This window comes from Actinocorallia aurantiaca, assembly GCF_039533685.1.
GTDB lineage: Bacteria > Actinomycetota > Actinomycetes > Streptosporangiales > Streptosporangiaceae > Actinocorallia > Actinocorallia aurantiaca.
Genome location: NZ_BAAATZ010000020.1, coordinates 42,402 through 62,832, shown reverse-complemented (window position 1 = coordinate 62,832; position 20,431 = coordinate 42,402). Strand labels below are relative to the sequence as shown.

Genomic DNA, 20,431 nt, shown 5'->3' with positions numbered 1-20,431 from the left:
CGCCCGTCCGAACCCCGGTCTTAGGCCAGTCCGGCGCGGCGCAGCGCGTCGGCGAGGGCGCCCGACGGCTGGGACTCTTCCCGGCGCCTGCCGTCGCCCCTGCCCTTGCCGCCCTTGCCGCTCTGAGCCCCCTGGCCCTTCTGGCCGCCTTGACTCTTCTGGCCGCCCTGCCCGCTCTGGGGACGTCCGCGCCGGTCGTCTCCGCCGTTGCTGCCGTTGCTGCCGTTGCTGCCGCGCGGGCCGCGCTGGCCGCGCGGCGACTCCTCGTCCAGGCGCAGGGTGAGGGAGATGCGCTTGCGCTGCAGGTCCACCTCCAGCACCTTGACGCGCACCACGTCGCCGGGCTTGACGACCTCGCGCGGGTCGCTGACGAAGGAGTTCGACAGCTGGCTGACGTGGGCGAGGCCGTCCTGGTGCACGCCGACGTCGATGAACGCGCCGAACGCCGCCACGTTGGTGACCACGCCCTCCAACAGCATCCCGGGCTCGAGGTCGGTGAGCTTCTCGACGCCGTCCTTGAAGGCGGCGGTCTTGAACGCCGGGCGCGGGTCACGTCCCGGCTTCTCCAGTTCGGCGAGGATGTCGGTGACCGTGGGCAGGCCGAAGGTGTCGTCGACGAAGTCCTGCGGCCTGAGCGTGCCCAGGGTCCGGCTGCCGATCAGCGACCTGAGGTCGGAGCCGGTGGACTCCAGGATGCGGCGCACCACCGGGTAGGCCTCGGGATGCACGGCCGAGGAGTCCAGCGGGTCGTCGCCCTGGGGGATGCGCAGGAAGCCCGCGCACTGCTCGAACGCCTTCGGGCCCAGGCGCGGCACCTCCCGCAGCGCCTTGCGGGTGCGGAAGGGGCCGTTGGCGTCGCGGTGGGCGATGATGCTCTCGGCCAGGCCGTTGCTGATGCCCGAGACCCGGGTCAGCAGCGGCACCGACGCGGTGTTGACGTCCACGCCGACGGCGTTCACGCAGTCCTCGACGACCGCGCCGAGGGAGCGGGAGAGCTTGTTCTCGGCGAGGTCGTGCTGGTACTGGCCGACGCCGATGGACTTGGGGTCGATCTTCACGAGCTCGGCCAGCGGGTCCTGGAGGCGGCGGGCGATGGACACCGCGCCGCGCAGCGAGACGTCCAGGTCGGGCAGCTCCTGGGAGGCGAAGGCGGAGGCGGAGTACACCGAGGCGCCCGCCTCCGAGACCATGATCTTGGTGGTCCCGGGCACCAGCTTGACCACCTCGGCCGCGAGCTTGTCGGTCTCCCGGGAGGCGGTGCCGTTGCCGATCGCGATGAGCTCCACGCCGTGCGCCTTGACCAGCCCGGCCAGGGTGGCCAGGGAGGCGTCCCACTGGCGGCGCGGCTCGTGCGGGTAGATCGTCTCGGTGGCGACGACCTTGCCGGTGGCGTCCACCACCGCGACCTTCACGCCGGTGCGCAGGCCGGGGTCCAGGCCCATGGTGGGGCGGGCCCCGGCGGGCGCGGCCAGCAGCAGGTCCCGCAGGTTGGCGGCGAAGACCCGCACGCCCTCCTCCTCGGCGGCCTGCCACAGCCGGGCCCGCAGGTCGATGCCCAGGTGCACCTGGACGCGGGTGCGCCAGGCCCACCGGACGGCGTCCAGCAGCCAGCGGTCGGCGGGGCGGCCCCGGTCGGAGACGGAGAAGCGCTGGGCGATGCGCCGCTCGAAGGAGCTCGGGCCCTCCACCGGCTCCTCGGGCTCCAGGACGAGTTCGAGGACGTCCTCCTTCTCGCCGCGGAACAGCGCCAGGACGCGGTGGGAGGGCAGGGCGGTGAACGGCTCGGAGAAGTCGAAGTAGTCGGAGAACTTGGCCCCGGCCTCCTCCTTGCCCTCCTTGACGCGGGAGATCAGCCGTCCACCGCTCCACATCCGCTCGCGCAGCTCGCCGATGAGGTCGCCGTCCTCGGAGAACCTCTCGACCAGGATGGCCCGGGCGCCCTCCAGCGCGGCGGCCTCGTCGGGGACCTGCTCGCCCGTGAACTCCGAGGCGAACGCCTTCGGGTCCCGGGACGGGTCCTCCAGCAGGGTGAGGGCGAGCGGCTCGAGCCCCGCCTCGCGCGCGATCTGGGCCTTGGTGCGGCGCTTGGGCTTGTAGGGAAGGTAGAGGTCCTCCAGGCGGGCCTTGGAGTCGGCCGTCAGCAGCTGGGCCTCGAGCTCCTCGGTCAGCTTGCCCTGGGAGCGGACGGACTCCAGCACGGCCGTGCGGCGCTCCTCCAGTTCGCGCAGGTAGCGCAGCCGCTCCTCGAGCGCGCGCAGCTGGACGTCGTCGAGGGCGCCGGTGGCCTCCTTGCGGTAGCGGGCGATGAAGGGGACGGTCGAGCCGCCGTCGAGCAGCTCGACCGTGACCTCAACCTGTCGCTCCCGCACACCCAACTCGTCCGCGATACGCCGGTGAATCGTCGGCAGACTGAAGCTCATGGCTGCATTCTTCCGGCTCGGGGGAGTGCTTGTCGCCTTGAACATGGCGACGCGGTTCGTAATGCAGATCGCCCGCCCAGTCGCGGCCGTCCCGGGAGTCCCGGCCGAAGAGGGGGCCGAGGATCGCGAGCAGGATGAAGAAGATCAGGGCGTAGAGCATGGTCCGTCCTCCAGGGAGTGTGGGTTCTCAGGCCGACCGGCCGTGGGCGCGGGCGCGGGAGGCGCGGCGGGGGCCGTCCCGGGAGTCCCGGCCGAAGAGGGGGCCGAGGACGGCGAGCAGGATGAGGAAGATCAGGAAGTAGAGCACGACAGCCTCCGGGGGGGAGTGGTTCTTTTCGGGCCACTTCCCATACTTCAGGCCAATGGCTTGCCCGTTAAGAGCCAATCCGGCAAAGTGGCCTTTATGAGTGATGCGCGGTATGTCAGTGGCCTGCAGCTCGCCCGGCTCCTGGGCGAGCTCCCGGCGGAACGGCCGTTCTACGCGGCGCTCGCGGCGGGCGTCCGGACCCTGATCCGGGACGGGAGGCTGCCCCTGGGAGTGCGCCTGCCCGCCGAGCGGGACCTGGCCTCCGCACTGTCGGTCAGCCGCACCACCGTGACCTCCGCCTACGACTCGCTGCGCGAGGACGGCTACGTCTCCAGCCGGCAGGGCGCGGGGAGCTGGACGACGCTGCCGCCCGTCACGCTGTCGCCCCTGCCCGCCACCCCGTCGTTCACCGCCGACCCCGGCCCCGCGATGCTCCCGGACGCCATCGACCTGGGCTGCGCCGCGCCGGCCGCGCCCGCGGTCTTCACCGAGGCGGTCGAGGCCGCCGTCAGGGAACTGCCCCGCTACACCTGCGTCGCGGGCTACGAACCCGCCGGGCTGCCCGTGCTGCGCGCCGCGATCGCCGACCGCTACACCCAGCGCGGCCTGCCCACCCGGCCTGAGGAGATCATCGTCACCACCGGCGGGCAGCAGGCCTGCGACCTGCTGATCCGCACCCTGGTGGGCCGGGGCGACTCGGTGATGCTGGAACGGCCGACCTACCCGCACGTGCTCACCGCGCTGCGCAACCGGGGCGCCCGGCTCGTCCCCGTGGGCGTCGCCGACGGCTGGGACCTCGACCTGGTCGCCGCCGGGATGCGGCAGACCGCCATCCGGCTCGGCTACTTCATCCCCGACTTCCAGAACCCCACCGGCCACCTGATGTCCGAGCCCGACCGCATCGCCCTGGTCGAGGCCGCCCGCGCCGCCCAGACCCAGCTCATCTCCGACGAGACCTTCTCCGAGCTGGGCATCGACGAACCCGTCCCCTCTCCCGTCGCCGCCTACGACACCGGCGGCCGGGTGATCTCGGTGGGGTCGGCCTCCAAGCTGTTCTGGGGAGGCCTGCGCATCGGCTGGATCCGCGCCTCCGTCCCGCTCATCCGGAAGCTCGCCTCCGCCCGGGAGCCGCTGGACATCGCCTCCCCGGTCCTGGAGCAGCTGATCACCGCGGAGCTCTTCCAGCGCCTGGAGGAGGTGCGCGCCGAGAGGTCCGCGCGGCTGGCCGCCTCCCGCGACGCGCTGGTGGAGGCGCTGCGCACCCGGCTGCCCGACTGGAGGTTCACCGTGCCCTCCGGCGGCATGTCGCTGTGGGTGCGGCTGCCCTCGCCCGTGGCCACGGCGTTCTGCGAGGTGGCCCTGCGGCGCGGCGTCCGGGTCGTGCCCGGCCCGGTCTTCGGCGCCGACGGGGTGCTGGAGGACGCAGTCCGGGTGCCCTACGTGCTGCGGCCCGACGTCATGCGCGAGGCGGTGGAGCGCATGGCGACGGCCTACGCCGAGGCCGAGAACCTGCCCGCGGCCCGCTCCGTGCCCGCCTGCGTCTGACCCGGGTCGGCCCCGCCTGCCCGCGGTTGTACGGTGGGTCCGCCGGAACGAGGATGTGGAGGAAGCCGATGGTCGGCTGGCTCGCGGGGACCCTGATCGCGCTGTCCCTGGTGGGGGCGGTGTGGTTCCTGGTGCTGGCGGCCCGGGACAAGCCGATCCAGGCGGTGCACCTGCTGTCCATGGCCGTGCTGGAGGCGGGGCTGCTGATCCAGGTGATCGTGGCGGCCGTCCTCCTGGCGGGCGGACACGAGGCGCAGGAGCAGGGCACGTTCATCGGCTACCTGGCGGGTTCGCTGGTGGTGCTCCCGGTCGGCGCGTTCCTCGCCGTCGGCGAGCGCAGCAAGTGGGGGTCGGTGGCGGCGGGCGTGGCCTGCCTGACGGTCCCGGTGGTCATCCTCCGGATGCAGGACCTGTGGAGCGGTACCGGTGTCTGAGCTCTCCCGCGGGCCGGGACGCGTCCTGGTCGCGGTCTACGCGATCTTCACCCTGGCGGCGGGCGCCCGCTCGGGCTACCAGCTGGCCACCGAGTTCGACCGGGCTCCCGTGGCCTACCTGCTCTCCGCGCTCGCCGCGGTGATCTACCTGCTGGCCACCGCCGCGCTGTGGACCTCCCGGCGGGGGATCGCGCTGGCGGCCATCGGCATCGAGCTCGCCGGAGTCCTGGGCGTCGGCCTGTACAGCGTGCTCGACGGCGAGGCCTTCCCCGAGCCGACCGTATGGTCGGATTTCGGGGCCGGATACGGGTACGTCCCGCTGGTCCTGCCCGTCCTGGGGCTGTTGTGGCTGCGCCGGAGCTCCAGGGAGCCGGTCTCCCCGGAGAGGTGAGACGGGCGGGAGCCTGGGCCCCCGCCCGTTCTGGTGTGTCGGGCGGAAGGTCAGCCGCCCGCCTTGCGGCGGAAGGTGCGCTTGCCACCGCTCTGGTTCTGGGTCCCATGGATCTTGGACCCGCCCCGGCCGCCCGCGGCGCCGGCGTGGTGCGCGTTCTGCTTGCGCTCCAGCGCCTCCCGGAACTGGCGCTTGGCGGCCTCCTCCGGCGTCTCCTCGGGGGCCTGCCCCTCGGGAGCGCCGGTCTGCTCGTTCTGTTCTTGGTCAGCCATGCGTCCAGCTTGCCACGCCGGTCAAGCGTCGAACCACGTGAGGAACTCGGTGTGGCCGAACATACGTGCCGCGTCACGGGCCGACGGCTGCCCCGAGTCGGGGGAGGCCCCGGCGTCCAGCAGGGCCCGGACGACCTCCGGCTCCTTCTTGAACACCGCTCCGGCCAGCGGGCGCTGCCCCTTGTCGTTCGGCTGCTCCGGGTCCGCGCCCAGCTCCAGCAGCGTTCGGACGGTCTCGGCGTGCCCGTGGTAGGCGGCGAGCATCAGCAGCGTGTCGCCGGTGCCGTTCATCAGGTTCACGGGCAGCCCCGCCTCCACGTAGGCGCGCAGCCGCTCCGTCTCCCCGGTCCTGGCCAGCTGGAACATCCTGGTCGCGAACTCCTCGAGTTCGGCGTCGCTCTCATCGTTCGTCATGGACACGACCTTTCCCGGCCTCGGAGTCGAGCACTTCCCTGGAACTGATTCAATCAGTGACATGACGACGCAGCACGATCTGGAGACCCTGCGGTTCGCTCCCGGACAGGTCATCCTGCACCGACAGTTCACCGGGGACCGGCTGGTCTTCGTCCGGGCCGTCCGGGTCGTCGAGCACGACGAGCAGGGTCTGCGCCTGTGGATCCCGCGGAACACCGCGATGTCCGCGACGATGACCGCGGACGGGCGGGGGCTGCGGGACATGCCGTTCTCGGAGTGGGTGACGGTGGAGCGGGAGCTCACCGAGATGCGCTGGCGCGGGCCGAACGTCTTCATGTTCATGCCGCCGGGCGCGGCGCACTCCGTGCTCTTCTTCTGGTACCCCGAGGACAGCTTCTACGGCTGGTACGTGAACCTGGAGGAGCCCGGCGTCCTGTGGCGGGACGAGACCGCCGCGGGCATCGACATCTGCGACCAGGACCTCGACATCTGGGTCGACCGGGACCGCACCTGGTCGTGGAAGGACGAGCACGAGCTGGCGGAGCGGCTCGGCTTCCCCGAGCACTACTGGGTCGACGACGAGCAGGCGGTGCGGGCCGAGGGGATGCGGGTGGCCGAGCGGATCGAGAAGGGGGAGTTCCCCTTCGACGGCACCTGGTGCGACTTCCGGCCCGAGCCGGACTGGCCGGTGCCCGAGGAGCTGCCGCCCGGCTGGGACAGGCCGCGCGCCCGCCGCTGAGCCCTGCGGCCCGGGGCGGCTCCGGCCGGGCCGGAACCGCCCCGTCCCCGGTCAGGGGGTGAGGACCAGGGAGACGTTGTGGCCGCCGAAGCCGAAGCTGTTGGCGACCGCCGCGCGCACGGGCAGCCGCCGGGCGGCGCCCCGGGCCACCTCGATCTTGATCTCGGGGTCGATCTCGTCGAGGTTGAGCACGCCGGGGACGATCCCGTCGCGGACCGACAGCAGCGCGCTGATCGCGCCCAGCGCCCCGCTCGCGCCGATGAGGTGGCCGGTCATCGACTTGGTGGCGGTGACCAGCGGGTGCGAGCCGAGCGCCGCGGAGATGGCCTCGGCCTCGGCGACGTCGCCCTGGGGCGTGGAGGTGGCGTGCGCGTGCACGTGGTCGATGTCCAGCGGCGACAGGCCGGCGTCCGCCAGGGCCGCGCTGATCGCGCGGGCCTGCCCCTCGGGGTCGGAGGCGGTGATGTGGTCGGCGCTGGAGGTGATGCCGGAGCCCGCGATGCGGCCGTGGACCGTCGCGCCGCGCGCCGCGGCGAACTCGGCGCTCTCCAGGACCATGATCGCCGCGCCCTCGCCCATGACGAACCCGTCGCGGGTGACGTCGAAGGGCCGCGAGGCGGTCTCCGGCGAGTCGTTGCGGGTGGAGAGGGCGCGCATCTGGGCGAAGGCGGCCATGGTCAGCTGGTGGAGGCAGGCCTCGGCGCCGCCGGTGACGACGACGTCGGCGCGGCCCATCCGGATCAGGTCGGCGGCCATCGCGATGGCCTCGGCGCCCGCCGCGCAGGCGCTGACCGGGGTGCGGGCGCCGCCCTTGGCGCCGATGTCCATGCTCACGTAGGCGGACGGCCCGTTGGGCATGAGCATCGGGATGGTGTTGGGGGACACCCGCCTGGGCCCGCTGTTGGTGATGAGCTCGTACTGGCCCAGCAGGGTGGTGGCGCCGCCGATGCCGGTGCCGATGACCACGGCCAGCCGCAGCGGGTCGACCTCGGGCCGTCCGGCGGACTCCCAGGCCTCGCGGCCGGCGACCAGCGCCATCTGCTCGACCCGGTCGAGGCGGCGGGCCTCCACCCGGCTGAGCACCTCGGAGGGGTCGACCCTGAGCCGTCCCGCTATCCGGGAGGGGAGCTCCCGGGCCCACTCGTCCTCGATCAGGCCGACTCCGGACCGCCCCGCGAGCAGCGCCTCCCAGGTGCCGGGCAGGTCACCGCTCAGAGGGGTGGTCGCGCCCAGGCCGGTGACGACTGCTTCACGCATGGTGTTCTCCCGTCTAGATCAAACAAACCGCTTCCATCTCGAGAGTCGAGAACGGTTCACCGGATCCTCAGTCTGCCAGTGCGGACCGGGATTCTCTGTGGGGATCTTGGACCAAGCTGACCGCCGGGCTGTTGTAGGGAACCTATAACTTGATCTTGTCCCGGCCCGGCTTTCGCGGCGATCCTAGGATGAGGGGGTGAGCATCGAGGCGATCGCGCTGCTGAACGATCCGGTCCGGCGCGGGCTGTACGGGTACGTGGTCTCCCAGGGGCACGACGTGGGGCGGAACGAGGCGGCGGAGGCGGTCGGCGTCCAGCGCACCCTGGCGGCCTTCCACCTGGACAAGCTCGTGGAGGCGGGGCTGCTCGACGCGGTCTTCCGCCGGGCGGAGGGGCGCGGCGGCCCGGGCGCGGGGCGTCCGGCCAAGTACTACCGGCGGGCCTCGGGGGAGTTCGCGGTGAGCGTGCCTCCCCGCGACTACCGGACGGCCGCGTCGCTGCTGGCCGAGGTCGTCGACCGGGCCGGCCTGGACGAGAGGGCGGAGGACGCGGCCCGCGCGTACGGGCGGAAGCATGGCGGGGATCCCGAACGGCTGCTGGGGGAGCGCGGTTACGAGCCATACGAGGAGGACGGCGTGCTGCGCATGCGCAACTGCCCGTTCCACGCGCTCGCCGAGGAGTTCCCCGCGCTGGTGTGCTCGATGAACCTCGCCCTGCTGGAGGGGCTCGCCGAGGAGGCGGGCTGGTGCGCGCGGATGGACCCCGCGCCGGGCCGATGCTGTGTGGCGCTTTCTAAAACTAACGAGATTTGACATATTGGTCCCATGCATCTCGCCCAGTTCAACCTCGCCCGGCTGCGCGCGCCCCTCGACGACCCGGCCACCGAGGGCTTCACCGCCAACCTGGACCGCATCAACCACCTCGCCGACGCCTCGCCCGGGTTCGTCTGGAGGCTGGTAGAGAAGGACGACGCCGTCTTCAACCCCTTCGAAGACGAGATGGTCATCGTCACGATGAGCGTCTGGGAGTCCCACCAGGCCCTCTTCGACTTCACCTACCGCACCACCCACCTGGAGTTCCTCCGCGGCCGCCGCCAGTGGTTCGAGCACACGGAGGAGCAGACGGTCGTGCTGTGGTGGGTTCCCGAAGGCCACCGGCCCACCGTCCAGGAGGGCCGGGAACGGCTCGAGCTGCTGCGGGCCGAGGGCCCCGGTCCCAAGGCGTTCACCTTCCGCGAGCGCTTCGAGCCGGAGCCCGCCCGCTAAACTCCCGGTTCCATGGCCGATGAGCAGCCCCGCGACCCCGACGTCGACCTGCGGATCCCGGCCCAGCGCCGGGAGCTCGAAAGGGCTCCCCGGCGGCTGCTCGGCGCCATCGCGTTGGGCGGAGCGCTGGGCGCCCTGGCCAGGTACGGGCTGACGGTCCTGCTTCCGTCACCGCCGGGGGAGTTCGTCCGCGCGATCTTCCTCGTCAACGTGACGGGGTGCCTGCTCATCGGCGTCCTGATGGCCGCGATCGCGGCCCTGCCCTCCCTCCCCGCTCTGACCCGGCCCTTCCTGGGAGTGGGCTTCCTCGGCGGCTTCACCACGTTCTCCACCTACGCGGTGGACGTCTACGGATCCGGCGACCCCGCCACCGCCCTGCTCGTCCTGCTGGCGACTCCGCTGGCGGCCCTGCCCGCCGTCTGGCTGGGCCTGGCCGCGACCCGCGCCCTGCTGCGCCGCACCGGGGCGGCGCGTTGACCCCCCGGGCGTTCCGCCGTTCCTCCAGGGACGCGTCGTGAACGTTCTGCTCGTCGCGTTGGGAGCGGCGGTGGGAGCGCCGCTTCGGTACCTGGCGGACCGGTGGGTCCAGGAGCGGTGGGGAACGGGGTTCCCGTGGGGGACGCTCGCGGTGAACGTCGCCGGATCCGGACTGCTGGGACTGCTCGCGGGAGCGCCCGTGGAGGGCGGTGCGGCGGCGCTGGCGGGGGTCGGGTTCTGCGGCGCGCTGACGACCTACTCGACGTTCGGGTACGAGACCGTCCGGCTGGCGGAGGAGGGATTCGGGGGACGTGCCCTGGCCAACGTGCTCCTGAGCACCGGGGCCGGGCTCGGGGCGGCGGGTCTGGGGTCGGCCGTGGGACGGCTGTTTTGACGCGGCGGGAGACAAGGCCGGACGATTGCCCCGAAACGGTCTACAAGCCTAGGGTGGCCACCATGATCACGCAAAGAGGCGGCGAGTGAGCTCCGTCCCGGTCGGCCGGGGCCTTCGCCGGCGCGCCGAGGAGGCGGTGCCGAGACTGCTCGACGCGGGCATCGAGGCACTGCTGGAACTGGGGCCGGTCCGCTGCACCCCGCAGGCCGTCGGCATGCGCGCCGGGCTGGCGCCGGCCGCGCTGTTCCACCACTTCGGCACCCTGGAGGACTTCTACATCGCGGTGGCCGAAGAGGTCGCCTGCCGCCAGCTCGTGGCGATGCAGGGCCTCCTGGACGCCGCGCCCCGGGACGAGGATCCCCTGGAAGCGGCCCTGCGCATGCTGGCGGAGCTGAGCTCCAACCGCGTCAGCGAGGTCTTCCTCGACCTGATGGCCGCGGCCCGCACCGATCCGGCCCTCGCGGCCAGGCTCGACCCGCTGCTGGACGCCTACCGGCGCGACATCCAAGAGATCGCGGGGCAGCTGCCAGGCCTGGACGCCCTGCCGCCGGACCTGTTCGCCGACCTCGTCCAACTCGCCCTCGACCTGTTCCGCGGCACCCGCCTGCGCGGAGGGGACCAGCGGAAGCGACTCCCGCTGATCATGTCCATCCTGCGAGGACGGCTCACCGTCCTCACGGACGATTGAGCTGCGGGGAGCGGTCCTCCCGTGCGGGGGCGGGCGCGGGCTCCCGGCGGCGCGGCCCGTAGCGGGGGGCGACGCTGGGCCGGGGCATCTCGTGCCGGGGGAACAGCACGATCGCCAGCAGGGTGAGGACGAAGCCGCCGGTGCGCAGCACGGTGGGGACGAGGCCGTCCGGCCAGGGCTCGTCGAAGAGCACCGGGCTGCACAGGACGAGCATCGTCCGCCCGGTGACGGTGATGAGGGTGGCCACGATGGTGATCCGGCAGCGCTGCAGGGCGATCTGCAGCTGGGCGAGCGCGATGGCGGCCATGCCCAGGGTGAGGTAGGGGAAGGGCGAGGTCACCAGCGCCCAGACGGTGCCCTCGCTCGCCCACACCGCCGCGATGCCGCGGATGCCCGTCTCCGCGACGCCCGAGCAGACGCCCGCCCCGATGCCGTAGGCGACGCCCGCCAGGGGCCGCGCGTGCCGTCCGCCGCGCCTGCGGTCGCCGACCAGCCAGACCAGGCCCGCGATCAGCAGCGGGGGGATGGTCACCAGCATCAGTTCGGGCGCGGTGGGGGAGCGGGAGGCCAGGTCGGTCCCGTCGGTCTCGGCGGCGGACAGCCCCAGCATGACCGTCGCGACGCCGAACATCGCGACGCTGGTCCACTCCCGCGCGCTGAGCCGTTCGCCGAGGAAGAGCGTCGCGTAGGCCAGCAGCAGCACGAGGCTCACCGTGAAGACCGGCTGGGCGACGCCGAGCGGCAGCGAGGAGAAGGCGATGACCTCGTAGGCCAGGCCGATGAACAGCAGGATCCCGCCGGTGAACCAGACCCCGTCGGTGAGCATGTTCCAGGCGGCGTGGAACGGGCGGCTGCCGCGCAGGGGAGGCATGCGGGAGGCCGCCTGGCGGAAGAAGAGGAACGCCACGTAGTACACGCTCGTCCCGAGAAGCGCCGCACCGACCGAACCCAGGTTGACTCCGTCCAAGTCGGTGCTCCTCATCTGAAAGTGTGATCTGGCTCTCTCCGTCGCACACCTTAGAGGACGGCTGTCGGGATTGTTATCTCGGCCAGATATCACCTAATGCGACTTGATCACCCTATGTGGCACAATCCTCACTCTCTACCCGATCTCTCAGGGAGGCGCGCCCCATGAGACTGCTGAACGGTCCGGGAGCGGTGCTCCTGGCCGCGGCGGTGGTCCTCTGCACCCCCGGTGCGGTCCATGCCTCGGCACGTGCGGACAAGACCCTCCGGCTCCGCCAGGACACCCCCCTCAACGCCGCGGCCAGGGCCGGAGGTGCGTGCCCCGTGCCCGCGGACAAGGACGGCTGGCACTTCACGCTCGAAGAGGCGCCGAGGAACGTCACCTTCGAGTCGGTGACCGCCACCTTCGACATCGGCGGCGCCCAGACCGTCGGAGCGGGCGGCCGCGACGCCTACGTGGCGTCCGAACGGGGCGCCAACCTCACCGGCGCCACCGCCGTCGTGGACGGCTCGCTGCTCGTGCTGCCGCTCGTCCGCTACTTCGACCTGGCCAACACCTGCCCGGGCCAGGCCCCCGCCCCCCAGCCCCCGCCGGAGGCCCCTCCCGCGGAGCAGCCGCCTGCGGACCAGCCCGTCCAGGACCAGCCGCAGCAGCCGGACGGCGGGAACAACGGCCAGGGGAGCGGTCCGGGAGACCAGCAGAAGCCGAAGCCCGGCGCCACCCCCTCGTCGGCGAGCCCCTCCGCCACCCCGACGGGCACCGCGACGCCCGCCACGACGAAGCTGCCGAAGGTCCCCGGCGGGATCGACCAGCCGGAACTCCAGGTCAACGCCGAGGACGGCAGCACCCCCGTGCCCGTCGCGGCGGACGAGCCCTCCGACGGCCTGGGCATCCAGGGGTTCGCCCTGATCGCGGCGGGCGTCTTCCTGCTGATCTTCGGCTGCGCCGCCGCCTACATCAACATCCGCCGCCGCAGCGTCTGAACGCCGGCCGGGAGTGCCCCGCCTATCGGGGTACTCCCGGCGTTCCGGTACATTAAGCGCGCGCTTAATGGACGGGCGCCCAGCGGACTGGAGGACGACGTGCGGCGGACGCTGTTCAACGAGGACCATGAGGCTTTCCGGGAGACCGTGCGCGGCTTCGTCGAGCGCCTGCTGATCCCGAACCACGAACGTTTCATGGAGCAGCGCTCCATCGACCGCGAGGTCTGGCTGGAGGCCGGCAAGCTCGGCCTGCTGGGCCTGGAGATCCCCGAGGAGTACGGCGGCTCCGGCGCCCACGACTTCCGCTTCAACGTCGTGGTGAACGAGGAGTTCTCGAAGGTCGCCCTGGCCTTCGCCTCCTGCATGAGCATCCACGCCGACATCTGCGCCCCCTACCTGGTGAAGCTCACCACCGAGGAGCAGAAGAGGCGCTGGCTGCCGAAGTTCTGCACCGGCGAGTTGTGGACCGCCATCGCGATGACCGAGCCCGGCGGCGGCTCCGACCTCGGCGCCCTGAAGACCACGGCGGTCCGCGACGGCGACGAGTGGGTCATCAACGGCAGCAAGACCTTCATCACCAACGGCTACTCCGCCGACCTGGTCATCGTCGCCGCCCGCACCGACCCTTCGAAGGGCTCCAAGGGCATCTCCCTGTTCGCCGTGGAGACGGGCACCCCCGGCTTCGAACGCGGCCGCAAACTCGAGAAGCTGGGCCAGCACGAGTCCGACACCGCCGAACTCTTCTTCAGCGACGTCCGCGTCCCCGCCGACAACATGATCGGCGAAGAGGGCATGGGCTTCGTCAACATGATGAAGCTCCTCCCGCAGGAACGCCTCGGCACCGCCGTGACGAACCTCGCCCACGCCACCCAGATCTTCAACGAGACCCTGGACTATGTGAAGGAGCGCAAGGCCTTCGGCCAGCCCATCGGCTCCTTCCAGCACAACGCCTTCCAGCTGGCCGACCTCGCCACCAGCCTCGACGTGGCCCAGGCCTACGTCGACAAGTGCACCGAGGCCCACGTCCTTGGCGAAGCCACCACCGTAGACGTCTCCAAGGCCAAGCTCTGGTCCTCCGAGATCCAGAACCAGGTCATCGACACCTGCGTGCAACTCCACGGCGGCTACGGCTACATGAACGAATACCGAGCCGCCCGAGCCTGGGCCGACGCCCGCGTCACCAAGATCTGGGCCGGCTCGAACGAGATCATGAAGCTGATCATCTCCAGAGACCTCGGCCTCTAGCCTGACCAGCACCTTCATGAACTCGTTGGAGTCGTACGCTAACACAAAGTTAGAAGAAAAGTTAGACGGGTGAACCCCGTGTGTCCCCGTAGCCACCCCTCGCAGCTTGTGGCACCCCCTGCCATCCCGTCCAGAGTGCTCGTTCTCGGGCGAGGTGGCAGGCGAGGGATGATGAGTCGGATGTGCTCGCCATGCCGGTCGGGCACCGGGTGGTCGACCACCCGGACGATGACCGCTGTCGTCTCCGTGTGGTCTGTCCGCGGTTACTGTCGCCTGCTTCTTTTGATCATGGAGCGATCGCCGTTGAGTCCTCGCGGCTCAACGGCCAGTGATTCAGTTTGGTCCCACAGACGAAACCGCCTGCGAGTGCGGTGCTCTCGATCGTCCTCTCATGCCGATGTCCGGATGTTCCTATGTGAGATGGGAACGTCACCGGATGCCTGCTCAACGTGCTACGTGCAGTTCATCGGTCCGTGCGCCGGGGGCGCGATGCGATCTGGTTGGTGACCATGCTCCGTCCAGGTTTACGGGCATCGAAGGTGACGTCGTCAGGCAGCGATATATTGGACACTGCGCAAGCCGTCTTGATTGCTTGAAAGACGTGAGGAATGTACTGCGCGAGCGTGCGATAGTCTAGCGATTCGGGGCGATTGTTCACTTCGTCCAGAAGCGCTGTCACATAGTCCCAAAGCTCCATGGGGAATGCCTCCGGCGGCAGATTATGGGATTGCCGGATTCTGATGATGTCCGCCAGTGACGTGCCGAGGTGCCGGAGCGTCAGGGGGATCGGTCGCTCGTCGGATGGCTGTTCGCGGAGGTTCTCCCGCAGCGGCCGAAGAAATCGCAGCGCGCTGTAGAAGACTGCTTGCGCCTCCACAATCTGGTTGGCTGACGGGTCCTGTTCGTCGAGACCAGGCATCAGCCTGCAGCCAACGCCCCGGTAACGAGGGCAGCGGCGTAGGAACTCCCCACCATCCGAACTGCGCCATGACCTGGGTCGGCCGTCACACCGATAGGATCGGACTCCTCGCCCCCATAGGCGTCGACTATGTCGACTCTTTGATCACGCGGGAGACGGCAGTTATAAGGGAGAACATTTCCGCTCCACCCGATGGCGCGGGCCGTCACGACGCCCGGCATTATCGCGGGCAGCGCCATGAGTTCGCGCCCTCCAGGCGAGTTCCCTGCCGCGCAGACGACGATCGGCGCAGTTAGTTTATGGGCGACGGCATGCCCCAGGATCCTTTCGAGGACCTCGACGTGCGAAGCGTGCGGCTCGGTGATCACGGCCCGCTGAGCTACACAAACGACGTCTGCTCCGGCGAAGTGATGAAGTGCCCAGGTCAGAGCTGCCAGCAGCGTCGCGCTTGCGCAGTAGCGAGCTTCCGGTTCATAGATCCTCAACGCCGTAACGATGGCCTTGGGCGCGCGGAGCCGGATCACATCACCTAGGGAGGTGCCGTGACCGTGCCAATCAGGCGGCGGGTCGTCGGGACGGTCACTCTGTCCAAGAAGAAAGATCTCCTGCCGGACGGCACGTAGATCACCGGTGTCGAGAAGAAGGACCCGAGTTGGCTGTTTTAGACTCTCTGCGCCGTGTGCACCAGCTACCGAGACGGGGAGCCTTGGCCGTGGAAAACCGCGAACCACGGCTTGCCGCTCTTCGTTCCAAAGCGTTGTCCACTTCGGCACTGGTGGGTTCACGGCAGACCGGGCGACACGCGCTGCCGGTTCGAGCCAGTAGCCAGGATCAACGTCGACCCTCGACGTGGCAATGCGGGCGACATAAGTGCGGAGTGTGCGGGCGAGGGCACCACTGATGCCTGCGGGATGCTCCACGACGGCGACCCTCAAGTCCGTTGGCTCCCCAAGCGGACGGCCCGTCTCGCCAGGATGGGGCAAGACCCGCGGAGGCGGTAGGCCGCCGAAGAGCGCAGTCGCACGATCCCATCCGTCAATGACGGCAGACAGGTCGGAGAGTGTGCCGACGATGCTGGTGAACCCGACCCGGGGCGGACGAGAGCCTGCATCCCCGACACCGCGCCGGGGCACACTGGTGGCCTGTCGCGCACTTACCAGTCCTGGCCGAGTCGCGCTCAACTGCCCTCCAGAAATCCATGCAAGGATAATTCTTAGCGACCGTCCCGACCAGCCGCTCTACGAGGTGACGAATGAACGTTCCCGCGTATCAGGCCGCACAACTTTTTCCCACGAGCACGGACCTCGCCTCATGGCGCGTCGACCAGGCACATGGCGAGTTTCGCCTCGTCGGACGGTGCTTTCATTGCCACGATTCTTGCCTGACCGAAATACAACCGCGCGTCCTGCTGGGCGGCTCTCCTGCCGGAATCGGACACGATGATGGCTTCGTCGAAGGAATCCCCCGGAAGATCCTCTGTAACTGCGAGAATGGCCACCCAGATCGCCCGGAAGACGTGCTGGCCGGATGCGGCCGGTTTTGGATGGTGCTCGTTCGGCAGTTGTCGGATCGGACGTGGTCAATCGAGCCTTGCACTGACCCGACACTCTTTCCAGCCCTACATCGGCTCTCTGTCGACGAGCGTACGGAGGAACATCGGCTTCGAGCTGCGGCGGAGAAATGGATCGGGGCGGTGACCGCGCTCTGCGGGCTGTTCTCCGTGGCTGGACTAGTCGCCGTGAAAGATGCACTCGCGGGCATCGGCACGCTGGGCCGGATCATGGTGGCGCTGCTCTACCTGAGCGCTCTCGGCGTAGCAGCAGCCGCTCTTATCAACGGCTACACCGCCGCATACGGCTGGCCCACCGAAGTGGAGACGACGACCATCGGCAAGGTCCGTGCCTACGACCGCATACGTCGCGAGCAAGCCGGTGGTACCGCCCGACGCCTGCGGAGAGCAGTGCTCCTTTCAAGTATTGCCTTGGGGTTGCTGTCGGTGATGGTCCTTATACTCTGGTTGCTGCCACGCGGCGGACCCACTGTCACACCGCCCTCTTCACCTCCCGCGACGAGCGCCCCCGCGATCCTCCCTAGCCCTTAAGAAGGCGCACTCATCTGCCGCGGACCGTGCGTTGTTCGGCTTCAGGGGCAGAACCTGTTCTGCCGCGATGCGGCTCTTGTCGTGGCGGCGGATCAGTCGGCCGCACCTGGGCTGCTCGCTGTGATTGGAATCGCTGCGGTGCAACTTTGAAGACCGTTGGGATTCAGGCCGTTAGCTGCCAGGAAATGATCGAGTGAAGGCTGGCGAAGACGAGTCGTGGTCTGACTCGGAACAGGAGCGCGACCGTGTTGTCGCGGGCGGCCACGGCGAGCGGATTGCGTACGCAGTGCACGCAGTTGGCCCGGGCGCTGAGGGTGACCACGCGAGAGGTGCGGCGCAGCCGGGCATCGGTGTAGGTGGCGGGGTTCCCGGATCGGCGGCCAGGACGCCGGCGTCCTCGATGGCCTGGCAGCCGCCCTGGCCCGGGTTGGGGGTCATGGGGTGGACCGTGTCGCCGAGCAGTACGACCTGCCACGGCTGACGGATCTGCACCAGCAGCTATCCAGCACCAGTTACGTACGGCAGCAATTACATAGGGCGTCGATAGGTAACGGGTGGTTGCATCGGTCCGATGTATTTGGAGACGTGATTGTGTGCCGTGCGGGGCGCCACGCTGCCGTCCGCGCACACCGACTGCCGTTTTAGTGAAGGTCGCTTGGTCGAGTAGCGGTATCTCTAAGGAGAATGCCAGTTGGACAAGATGGCTACCGCTGCAGAGTCTGCAGGTACAGAGGGTCGCCCTGCCGCGACGCGGACCCAGCACGCCATTCGATTGCTTGCTCTGCTGGATGGATGCGGTGCATCGACAGCGGATGGAGATCCCCCAAGAACGGTCAAGGCTGTTCGAAGCGAGCTGCGGCTCCAGGCGATGGACTTCTGGCTGCGAAACCCGGACTACCTCGCCGACGAGCTGGTGTCGATGGTGGAAGCGGGTACGGCGGACCCCAGCTACTTGATCATGGCGCGGTCGCTATTGGACGATCCGGAGCCTGACCTGCGCTGGTACCCGATGCCGCGGTGGTTCTTCGGCGCGTACGAGCAGCTCGATGACGCGTTTTCCCTCCTTGAGACGTATGGCCTTGCCACGCTGCGCCGTACTGGGCAGCCAGGTAAAAAGAGCAAACGCAACCAGTTCTTCCTGACGCAGCACGGAGCCGCTGCGGTCGCCGAGCTCGCGAAGGATCCAACTCTGGGGTGGTATCACCAGCAGGTGAAGTTGGTCGCGTTGGTCGCCGCCGACGACGGTGGACAGGCGCTGAAGGACCGGCAATACCGGCAGGCCGCGTACGCGGGGACCGAATTGGGGGTGGACATCGCGCCCATCGCGTCGCGGGTGCGCGAACGGCTCGACGCGCTGAGCGCAGCCGCGCCCGAATCTGCTGCTGGATACGTCGAATAGAAGGGGGATTGGACATGAGCGCTCTGAGCGCGGAGGTCGTTAACGTCCTGGCCAAGCGTCGAGCCGGCGGTCCACTCAGCCTCACCGTCGACGAGGTCGACAAGATCCTTAGCGAGCTCGGCGTGCCGCTCCGCGGTACCAAGGCGGTTCCCGTGCCCCTGCGCGCGACCCGGATTCACTTTAGGGGGACGAAGTGGCTTAAACCGGATCACCCTGATGCCGCAGGGCACCGGCTGGTCGATGCGGCAGACCTCCCTGAGTGGGTCCGGCCAGTCGCTGACAAGAATTCCCCCGCGGTTGGCTCGGTCGGGGCTGGTGCGGCACCGGAGGTTGACGAGCAGCCAGGACCGAAAGCGCAGGTCCCCTTTCAGTTCGAGTGGTCGCCGCAGCCCGGTGTTAACGGGATTGGCTCGGGGAGGAACCTGCGTGGCAAGTCGACCATCCTGAACGTTCTCATGTGGTCGCTGACCGGTAGGTGTCCGCAATTCCAGAACGACGTCCGCAGCTGGATTGAGCATGTCGAGGTCGATTGGCAGGTAGGTACCGAGCAGCTTCGGGTTGGCTTTGACGCGGTAGACGGGGTGGCCACCGGGCAGGTGGTCAGCGTCACGGAGGTCGACTCTGACACCAGGTCGACGGTCATCGGGCAGTTCATCGGCGCAGACTTCGAGGGCGTTATGGGTTCGCTGATGATGGCTCGATTGCGGTTGGAGAACATCCCCGTCTGGACAGACGCCACGGCGCGGGTGCACGCGTGGCCCGCGTACTCCAGCTCGTTCGTGGTCCGCGCGAACCAGCTCGATCCGATCGTTGGCAACGAGCAGACTATCGGCGTGCGGATGATGCAGATGTTCATCGGTACGGATTGGGCACCGGTGCAGGCTGCCGCGATGACGGCGCGGCGCGGTATGGATACGGCGCGAGCCACCGCAAAGGACAAGGCGCAGGCGGCGGGTGAAGTGGTGGAGGCGAGCCGGAGTGCGGCGGAGAAGCACCTCCAGGACCTTCGCGCGAAACTTGGGAAGCTGCCCGCCGCGACGCTGGACGTGCAGGGGATGTTCGACGCTGCGGCCCGCGCCTCTGACCTCGCACGACAGATTCACAGGCTTGAGGTGAGGCTGATCGAGCAGGCTTCGTTTGCCGAAACAGCACGTCAGCAGCTCAAGGCGGTGAAGGCCCGCGTGCACACCAAGTACGAGGACGCGCTCGCGGCCAGGTTCTTCCATCACATGCGTCCGTCGGTTTGCCCGCGCTGCGCCGCGCAGGTCACTCCGGAGCGGCAGGCGGCGGAACCGGACAAACATGAGTGTTCGGTATGCGCCAGTGAACTGAATCTTGAAGCGCTCCAGTCCGATGTCATCGTGGCGGCGTCAGTGCCAGACCAGCTCGTGGGCGACTTGGTCACAGGGACGTCCGGGGGTAATGGCGAGGACGGGAATGCCGAAGAAGGCCCCGTGGACGAGGTCGGAGCGGCCCAAACCGCGGTGAGTGCCGCTGAAGCCGCGGTGGCAAAGCTGACTGGCAAGATCGCGGAGTTGACCAGGGAGCGGGGCGAGTTGGCTGCACGCGTCGAGGTAGGGGGTGAACTGCTTACGGCCGCGAGTGAACGACGTACGCTCGAATTGGACTTGGCTCGCGCTGAAGGCGCTCTAGGGGCGCTGACTCGGTCAAGTGACCCGAGGACGGTTGACCCGGTAGACCCGGTACAGCTCGCCGTCGTGGAAGCAGCCGAGCAGGTGCTGAAGAAGTGGGTGAAGAACGATCAGGACCCGATGCTGGTTCAGATCTCCGCCGACATCGAACGCCTGACGCAGAGCTTCGGTGCCGACAACCTCAGTGCCTTCGCGCTCAGTGGCGCTGCCTCCATGGCGCTCCGCGAGAACGGCGTCAAGCAGATCTATTCCGGTCTGACGGCTGGCGAGAAGCTGAGGGTCAAGATCGCGACCGCCATCGCCCTCATCCGGCACGGCTACGTTGAGGGGATCGGGCGTCACCCGGGTTTCCTCGTCCTCGACTCGCCTTCCGCCGAGGAGATGCCGGAGGAAGACCTCGCCACCATGGTCAAGGCATTGAAGGGTGTCGCGGGTGAGGCCGAGATGCAAATCTTCGTCGCTACCCGCAATGCTGCACCGCTCGTCGAACTCCTTCCGGAAGCTAACCGGGTCGTCGCAGAGGGTAATTCCTATGTGTGGTGAGAAGCTGCACGATACGTGCT

At 69.2% G+C, this 20,431-nt stretch carries 22 protein-coding genes; 14 read left to right on the top strand and 8 right to left on the bottom strand.

The genetic code is table 11. From position 1 onward, the window contains the following. Window positions 1-20 precede the first annotated feature (20 nt). Together ABD327_RS23865 and ABD327_RS23860 are read right to left on the bottom strand one after the other, a co-directional pair. Window positions 21-2,420, bottom strand: a complete 2,400-nt coding sequence (locus ABD327_RS23865; RefSeq protein ID WP_344452903.1) for a Tex family protein — start codon at window positions 2,418-2,420, stop codon at window positions 21-23. Beyond that, window positions 2,350-2,580, bottom strand: coding sequence for a hypothetical protein (locus tag ABD327_RS23860; RefSeq protein WP_344452902.1), 231 nt, complete (start codon window positions 2,578-2,580; stop codon window positions 2,350-2,352). The genes ABD327_RS23865 and ABD327_RS23860 overlap by 71 nt, the downstream gene beginning before the upstream one ends. A 243-nt stretch (window positions 2,581-2,823) precedes the next feature. On the opposite strand from ABD327_RS23860, the gene yczR reads away from it, so the two are divergent. From yczR to ABD327_RS23845, 3 genes are all read left to right on the top strand, one after another. Continuing rightward, complete coding sequence (gene yczR / locus ABD327_RS23855; protein ID WP_344452901.1) at window positions 2,824-4,272, top strand: MocR-like transcription factor YczR; 1,449 nt, start codon at window positions 2,824-2,826, stop codon at window positions 4,270-4,272. A gap of 68 nt (window positions 4,273-4,340) precedes the next feature. Beyond that, on the top strand, window positions 4,341-4,706 hold the full coding sequence (locus ABD327_RS23850) for a hypothetical protein (RefSeq protein WP_344452900.1): 366 nt from the start codon (window positions 4,341-4,343) through the stop codon (window positions 4,704-4,706). After that, a complete protein-coding gene (locus ABD327_RS23845) occupies window positions 4,699-5,097 on the top strand; it encodes a hypothetical protein (protein ID WP_344452899.1) in 399 nt (132 codons plus the stop codon). The genes ABD327_RS23850 and ABD327_RS23845 overlap by 8 nt, the downstream gene beginning before the upstream one ends. A gap of 50 nt (window positions 5,098-5,147) precedes the next feature. Here the strand turns inward: ABD327_RS23845 and ABD327_RS23840 are convergent, their stop codons facing one another. Together ABD327_RS23840 and ABD327_RS23835 are read right to left on the bottom strand one after the other, a co-directional pair. Continuing rightward, window positions 5,148-5,369: a DUF5302 domain-containing protein gene (locus ABD327_RS23840; RefSeq protein WP_344452898.1), complete on the bottom strand. Its 222-nt coding sequence runs from the start codon at window positions 5,367-5,369 to the stop codon at window positions 5,148-5,150. A gap of 21 nt (window positions 5,370-5,390) precedes the next feature. After that, on the bottom strand, window positions 5,391-5,783 hold the full coding sequence (locus ABD327_RS23835) for an ankyrin repeat domain-containing protein (RefSeq protein WP_344452897.1): 393 nt from the start codon (window positions 5,781-5,783) through the stop codon (window positions 5,391-5,393). Window positions 5,784-5,844: 61 nt separating this feature from the next. Here ABD327_RS23835 and ABD327_RS23830 point away from each other — a divergent pair, with 61 nt between their 5' ends. Next, window positions 5,845-6,522: a DUF402 domain-containing protein gene (locus ABD327_RS23830; RefSeq protein WP_344452896.1), complete on the top strand. Its 678-nt coding sequence runs from the start codon at window positions 5,845-5,847 to the stop codon at window positions 6,520-6,522. Between the two features lie 51 nt (window positions 6,523-6,573). Here ABD327_RS23830 and ABD327_RS23825 read toward each other — a convergent pair whose 3' ends face one another. Next, on the bottom strand, window positions 6,574-7,779 hold the full coding sequence (locus ABD327_RS23825) for a beta-ketoacyl-[acyl-carrier-protein] synthase family protein (RefSeq protein WP_344452895.1): 1,206 nt from the start codon (window positions 7,777-7,779) through the stop codon (window positions 6,574-6,576). 196 nt (window positions 7,780-7,975) lie between these two features. On the opposite strand from ABD327_RS23825, the gene ABD327_RS23820 reads away from it, so the two are divergent. The 5 genes from ABD327_RS23820 (at window position 7,976) to ABD327_RS23800 (ending at window position 10,602) form a co-directional block, all read left to right on the top strand. Beyond that, window positions 7,976-8,590 carry a helix-turn-helix transcriptional regulator gene (locus ABD327_RS23820; protein ID WP_344452894.1) on the top strand — a complete coding sequence of 205 codons (615 nt, stop codon included), beginning with the start codon at window positions 7,976-7,978 and terminating at the stop codon, window positions 8,588-8,590. Window positions 8,591-8,602: 12 nt separating this feature from the next. Then, complete coding sequence (locus ABD327_RS23815; protein WP_344452893.1) at window positions 8,603-9,043, top strand: DUF3291 domain-containing protein; 441 nt, start codon at window positions 8,603-8,605, stop codon at window positions 9,041-9,043. A gap of 12 nt (window positions 9,044-9,055) precedes the next feature. Next, complete coding sequence (locus tag ABD327_RS23810; RefSeq protein ID WP_344452892.1) at window positions 9,056-9,520, top strand: fluoride efflux transporter FluC; 465 nt, start codon at window positions 9,056-9,058, stop codon at window positions 9,518-9,520. A 37-nt stretch (window positions 9,521-9,557) separates the two neighbouring features. Further along, entirely contained in the window at window positions 9,558-9,914 is a 357-nt protein-coding gene (locus ABD327_RS23805) for a fluoride efflux transporter FluC (RefSeq protein ID WP_344452891.1), read from the top strand. 85 nt (window positions 9,915-9,999) lie between these two features. Then, window positions 10,000-10,602 carry a TetR/AcrR family transcriptional regulator gene (locus ABD327_RS23800; RefSeq protein WP_344452890.1) on the top strand — a complete coding sequence of 201 codons (603 nt, stop codon included), beginning with the start codon at window positions 10,000-10,002 and terminating at the stop codon, window positions 10,600-10,602. Here ABD327_RS23800 and ABD327_RS23795 read toward each other — a convergent pair. Beyond that, the gene (locus tag ABD327_RS23795; RefSeq protein ID WP_344452889.1) at window positions 10,589-11,569 is read right to left on the bottom strand and encodes a DMT family transporter; all 981 of its coding nucleotides are present in this window, start codon (window positions 11,567-11,569) and stop codon (window positions 10,589-10,591) included. The genes ABD327_RS23800 and ABD327_RS23795 overlap by 14 nt on opposite strands. Window positions 11,570-11,733: 164 nt before the next feature. Here ABD327_RS23795 and ABD327_RS23790 point away from each other — a divergent pair, with 164 nt between their 5' ends. Further along, entirely contained in the window at window positions 11,734-12,552 is an 819-nt protein-coding gene (locus tag ABD327_RS23790; RefSeq protein WP_344452888.1) for a hypothetical protein, read from the top strand. Between the two features lie 99 nt (window positions 12,553-12,651). Beyond that, the gene (locus ABD327_RS23785; protein WP_344452887.1) at window positions 12,652-13,797 is read left to right on the top strand and encodes an acyl-CoA dehydrogenase family protein; all 1,146 of its coding nucleotides are present in this window, start codon (window positions 12,652-12,654) and stop codon (window positions 13,795-13,797) included. A 463-nt stretch (window positions 13,798-14,260) separates the two neighbouring features. Here the strand turns inward: ABD327_RS23785 and ABD327_RS23780 are convergent, their stop codons facing one another. Further along, window positions 14,261-14,716, bottom strand: a complete 456-nt coding sequence (locus ABD327_RS23780; protein WP_344452886.1) for a hypothetical protein — start codon at window positions 14,714-14,716, stop codon at window positions 14,261-14,263. Then, the gene (locus tag ABD327_RS23775; protein WP_344452885.1) at window positions 14,716-15,651 is read right to left on the bottom strand and encodes a S8 family serine peptidase; all 936 of its coding nucleotides are present in this window, start codon (window positions 15,649-15,651) and stop codon (window positions 14,716-14,718) included. The genes ABD327_RS23780 and ABD327_RS23775 overlap by 1 nt, the downstream gene beginning before the upstream one ends. A gap of 317 nt (window positions 15,652-15,968) precedes the next feature. On the opposite strand from ABD327_RS23775, the gene ABD327_RS23770 reads away from it, so the two are divergent. The 3 genes from ABD327_RS23770 (at window position 15,969) to ABD327_RS23760 (ending at window position 20,411) form a co-directional block, all read left to right on the top strand. Next, window positions 15,969-16,817 carry a hypothetical protein gene (locus tag ABD327_RS23770; protein ID WP_344452884.1) on the top strand — a complete coding sequence of 283 codons (849 nt, stop codon included), beginning with the start codon at window positions 15,969-15,971 and terminating at the stop codon, window positions 16,815-16,817. An 868-nt stretch (window positions 16,818-17,685) separates the two neighbouring features. After that, complete coding sequence (locus tag ABD327_RS23765; RefSeq protein ID WP_344452883.1) at window positions 17,686-18,216, top strand: hypothetical protein; 531 nt, start codon at window positions 17,686-17,688, stop codon at window positions 18,214-18,216. A gap of 14 nt (window positions 18,217-18,230) precedes the next feature. Then, on the top strand, window positions 18,231-20,411 hold the full coding sequence (locus ABD327_RS23760; protein WP_344452882.1) for an ATP-binding protein: 2,181 nt from the start codon (window positions 18,231-18,233) through the stop codon (window positions 20,409-20,411). Window positions 20,412-20,431: the final 20 nt, after the last annotated feature.